Genomic DNA, 4487 nt, shown 5'->3' on the forward strand with positions numbered 1-4487 from the left:
CTGCATCGCTTCATCCATTAACTCGAAGCCTGGTGGGTGGGCCACATACACGTCTGCACCAAGCAGTGCGAACATGCTTGCCACATCCTGTGGTACAGCCAATGGTTTCAGCCCACCGCTATATGCGTAGCTCACGACAACTTTTTTGCCTCTAAGATCCCTGGGCCAACCTAGTGCTTCAAGGGCTGCCTGCGCATCAGCTAGCGACTGGAATGGATGCCATACGTCATCCTCCATGTTTAACACTGGAATATCAGCCCACTTAGCGAATTCCCTTATTATTCTATGTCCACGCCCGATTACCCATTTAGCGGCATCACCATATATTCTTATAGCTATGCCGTCCCCATACCTGCTTAGAACCCTCGCTACATCACTTATAGCCTCCGTCTGATATGGTACCATGTCTTCAGGTAGTGTGGGGGCATAAACCTGGTCAGGACTAATATAGGTAGCCTGCCCGCCCAGCTGATACACACCAGTCTGGAAGCTATTCCTCGTCCTCAGGCTTTTATTATAGAATATCAGGTACAGCATCTTCCCTTCGAGCCAATTTACTTTTCTAACACCACTATGATACATCTGTTTCAACTCTTTCGCGGCCTGTAGAACCTTGAATATCGTGTCTATATCATAGTCATAGTTAGAGAGCCAATCCTTGCCTTTTAGATATCCAACGAACCAGGGTTTATGTCTTCCCATACCACTCTCACTTACCTAGATTTATTGATCCATAAGTATTATCTGGTTGAATTAATAAATTTTAATCATGAGAGCCCACAACCAGTGGGATAGATAACAGTGCCAGGGTTCCACACCTTGTCTCTCTAAGTAGCTTGTTCCCGCTTATCCCTGAAGGCTACGAATAAAAATGAATTAATGAGATTATGCACATCTAGGGGTAAGAAGGTGGTATGGTACAGACCTAAGCATAGCCATGATGACTAGTCCTGGACCTGATGAAGAGTTATAAGGATGGCCTGGATTACTCGGTTAAATAGTTGGCTGGGAACATTAATATTATGTTCGCTGCATGAATCAATACCGAGCCTCAGTGTGAACAGCTATGAGCGTTGAAACCATAAGAAGCTATGTCGGTGAAAATAGGGTTGTTATTTGTATTGGCACACGGAACCCAGCTAAAATCAGGGGGGTAACCAATGCATTTAAGAGGTTCTTCAACGAGGTTGAAGTCAAGTATATTAATCCATCAATCAATCTTGCACCACAACCAATAGGCCTGGAAAACGTTATAGATGGGGCTAGGAGAAGGGCTCTCCATGCCATGGATAAGCTCAGGGATTGTAGCTACGGTGTCGGCATCGAAGCTGGATGGGTACTAATCAATGGAGAATATTATGACTTGGAAACAGCATGGATTCAGAGATGGGATGGTGTGGGTTCGCTAGGATTCTCTCCAGCGTTTAAGATACCCAGGTTATTCGCTGAGAAAATACTTGATGGCAGTAGGAAGGAGCTGGAAGATGTAGTGAACGAATACTATGGCACCGAGAACGTTGGAGATAGGGGAGGCTTTATAGGTGTGTTAACGAAGAACGTTGTCACCCGCTCTGATCTAAGCTATATGGCTACATTAATGGCTTTAATACCATTTATAAACGAGGACCTCTATATTAGGGGAAAAGATACACGGTAAAGCATAAACCAGGTGATGCCTAATATTCTATTAGTAACCATAGGTCACTCCATACTACAGCAATAATTATTTGTATCGTTGTTGATATAAGAGCTATCTTAAGCCATTCACTCCATGAAATCCCCATTTTTTCTCTCTCAGCCATAGAGACAGCAACTATGTTAGCTGTAGAACCTATCGGCGTATAGTTGCCTCCAAACACTCCACCATAGAGCAGGGAGAAGTACGATACCCTACTTAAACCCAGCTGGACGAGTACTTTAACAGGTTGCATTAATGTCACTATCACAGAGAGATTATCTAGTACACTACTTAACACTGCAGAGCTTATTAATAATATATTTGCAGTAATGGCGTTACCCTCAAAGCCGCTTAGACTCGAGACCGACGCGATAACGTATGCTATCTTCGCTATAGCACCAGTATAGCTAAGCGAGTATGATAGAATGAATAAGGCGATGAAGAACAGCATCGTCGGCCACTCTACAGCCGACTCAATCAACTTGTTTATGCTGGACGGATCAGTTATGAATATCGCCATTGCTATAGAGAAGAACGGGATGAAAGCCAGTAATGCATGTGGGTCAATGCTGACACCCGTAAGTATGCTCATTAAATTGGCAAGATGCTCGCTTGAGACTACCAGGGCAACGAAGGATATTAGTATAAAGACGCCTGTCTTAAAATGCTTGACCTCGATTCTGGAAACATCGATTGTTCTAGCAAGACTTAACTTGCTTATTAATTCCTTAGATTGTTTCAGTTCCTGGTCGAGCGCCTTTGTATAATCCCTCAACACTAGCTTGAAAAGTAGTACTAGAACCATAAGCTCCAGCAGTGATAACGTAAGGCATTTTATTATGAACTCGCTGACCGCTATATTTGCTGTAAACGCGATGTATACACCTATAGGGTTACCCACCGGTAGTGCTATGCTGCCAGTGTTTGTAGCGAGCACGGTGAATATTATTAACGGCTTTAAATCTATCCTCATTACCCTCTTAAGCTCTAGAACAACCGTGACAGCATAGATGATGCTTGTCACCTCGCCGAGAACCATGCTTAATACAGCTGAGAAAATACCGAGAAGCATAAGTAATCCAAGCGATGACTCACTCTTACTCAACAGTAAAATCGCGAGCCTATTGAAAACCCCTGTCTCCCTGAGTACACCTGCCAACGTCATTGAGCCTATGAGAAATAATAGTAGCCTCCAGTCAATAGCTTTAACCACCAGGTCCTGAGGCGGCACAATAGCACTCATCACCAGTATACCTATGCCCGAAATAGCGGCTGCTACACGCCACTCCATCTTTATGATCGTCACCACTATCACAGTAAAGAATATTGTTAACGTAATAGCTTGTGAAAGGTCGGCGTATTCACTATCTAAGTTTACTGGAGCACCCCTATATTCTGTTACAACCTCGGTTATTTTACTCCCGAGAGGCCCAGTTAAATGTACCATGCTCACAAACAGATATGACAAAAAAAATATTACAGCTATATAGATGGTAAGCTTAATCATGGTTTTCAAGACTGCCACCATACTTTCTTCTAACAAATACCATTACCATAATTATTAAATTTATCTTATCTTTGTCACTAAATACTTCTAGAACCAGCCCATATATTATCAAAATATGAGAGGGCCTTAGAAACTATACTTGTACAATTAGTCTCTATTGACGCTTCATGGTTATTCATTAAAGCCGACTCAGTCCAGTTATGGCTACCAAGTATTACTGTGGAATTATCGATAATCACCATTTTAGTATGAGTTGTTATAGCTGAAGACTCATCTAGCCTTACAGGTATATTATTTGATAGAAGATAACGAATCGTTGTATCTTTATATGATTTATAGGTTTCATCATCCACAACTATTTTCACATCTACGCCTCTATTCTTTAACTTCTCCAGCGTTTCCAGTAGAATGTTTACAGGATCGCCCCTCTCATTTGGATCATATTTCACGACATACATCATTATGTATACACTTCTATTAGCGCCGCCCAGGGTCCTCAATACTGCGTCATAGTACTCTCTATCCAATAATAGATTGAGTGAACAAGTATTATTTACCATTAAACCACTTCCACCGGTTTGGAAATACCTTGAATAAACATACACACCTATAGACGCCCCGATAATCATCCCCAGTATGAAGACTGTCAATAGGTTTGCAACGGCTCTCATGAGCCCACCCGATCCCTTTATTAACTATCTCTAGAAGTTTTAAATATTCGATGTAATCTTATCTTACTAGAAAAGGAGGTCTGATAATGTTTTACCGGTTTCAGAAGATATGCGGTAGGTTCAGGGAGATGTCCCTGCCTGCTTCAGTCCTTCCTAGGTGGTATGAGTGAAAGCAGTGGTGCTTGCTGGAGGACTTGGGACAAGACTTTACCCCTTAACCAAGATCACTCCTAAACCCATGATACCTCTAGCAGGCAAGCCTATATTAGAATACATTACAGAATGGCTACGTAAACACGGCGTTAAAGATATAATCATTGTGGCCCGCTACCTTGGCGACCAGATATTGGCATACTTTAAGGATCACTCATATGTTAGAGCCATGCTGCTTGATTCAAAGGATACAGCTGACGCTATAAGATTACTCGACGGCATCCTTGAAGAATCCTTTATAGTTACGATGGGTGATACATTATGTAATATTGTTTATAGAGAGATCTATGAATCACATGAGTCTTCAAACGCTGTTGCAACCATAGCGCTTAAACAGGTTGAAAACCCACTACCATACGGCATAGTCTATTTGAACGAGCAGGGGGATATACAGTTATTCATTGAGAAACCTCTATCC

General features: G+C 42.1%; 5 protein-coding genes. 2 read left to right on the top strand and 3 right to left on the bottom strand.

Annotated features, from left to right (window positions below; translation table 11 throughout):
* Positions 1–702, bottom strand: a 702-nt coding sequence (locus ACP5N5_RS05715) for an ornithine carbamoyltransferase (RefSeq protein WP_428133785.1), incomplete at its 3' end; no start/stop codon positions are given.
* Positions 703–1066: 364 nt separating this feature from the next.
* On the opposite strand from ACP5N5_RS05715, the gene yjjX reads away from it, so the two are divergent.
* Entirely contained in the window at positions 1067–1657 is a 591-nt protein-coding gene (yjjX, locus tag ACP5N5_RS05720; RefSeq protein WP_428133788.1) for an inosine/xanthosine triphosphatase, read from the top strand.
* 19 nt (positions 1658–1676) lie between these two features.
* Here the strand turns inward: yjjX and ACP5N5_RS05725 are convergent, their stop codons facing one another.
* Together ACP5N5_RS05725 and ACP5N5_RS05730 are read right to left on the bottom strand one after the other, a co-directional pair.
* Positions 1677–3185 carry an SLC13 family permease gene (locus ACP5N5_RS05725; protein WP_428133801.1) on the bottom strand — a complete coding sequence of 503 codons (1509 nt, stop codon included), beginning with the start codon at positions 3183–3185 and terminating at the stop codon, positions 1677–1679.
* Between the two features lie 77 nt (positions 3186–3262).
* Positions 3263–3856, bottom strand: a complete 594-nt coding sequence (locus tag ACP5N5_RS05730; RefSeq protein ID WP_428133790.1) for a phospholipase D-like domain-containing protein — start codon at positions 3854–3856, stop codon at positions 3263–3265.
* Between the two features lie 166 nt (positions 3857–4022).
* Here ACP5N5_RS05730 and ACP5N5_RS05735 point away from each other — a divergent pair.
* The coding region (locus ACP5N5_RS05735; RefSeq protein WP_428133797.1) for a nucleotidyltransferase family protein at positions 4023–4487 on the top strand (465 nt) is incomplete at its 3' end.

The sequence above is a fragment of the Desulfurococcus sp. genome, from assembly GCF_049970475.1.
GTDB lineage: Archaea > Thermoproteota > Thermoprotei_A > Sulfolobales > Desulfurococcaceae > Desulfurococcus > Desulfurococcus amylolyticus.

Excerpts from the sequence above, each read along its gene's own strand:
- ACP5N5_RS05725 (WP_428133801.1), bottom strand. The coding sequence starts at position 3,185 with ATGATTAAGCTTACCATCTATATAGCTGTAATATTTTTTTTGTCATAT.
- yjjX (WP_428133788.1), top strand. The coding sequence starts at position 1,067 with ATGAGCGTTGAAACCATAAGAAGCTATGTCGGTGAAAATAGGGTTGTT.
- ACP5N5_RS05730 (WP_428133790.1), bottom strand. The coding sequence starts at position 3,856 with ATGAGAGCCGTTGCAAACCTATTGACAGTCTTCATACTGGGGATGATT.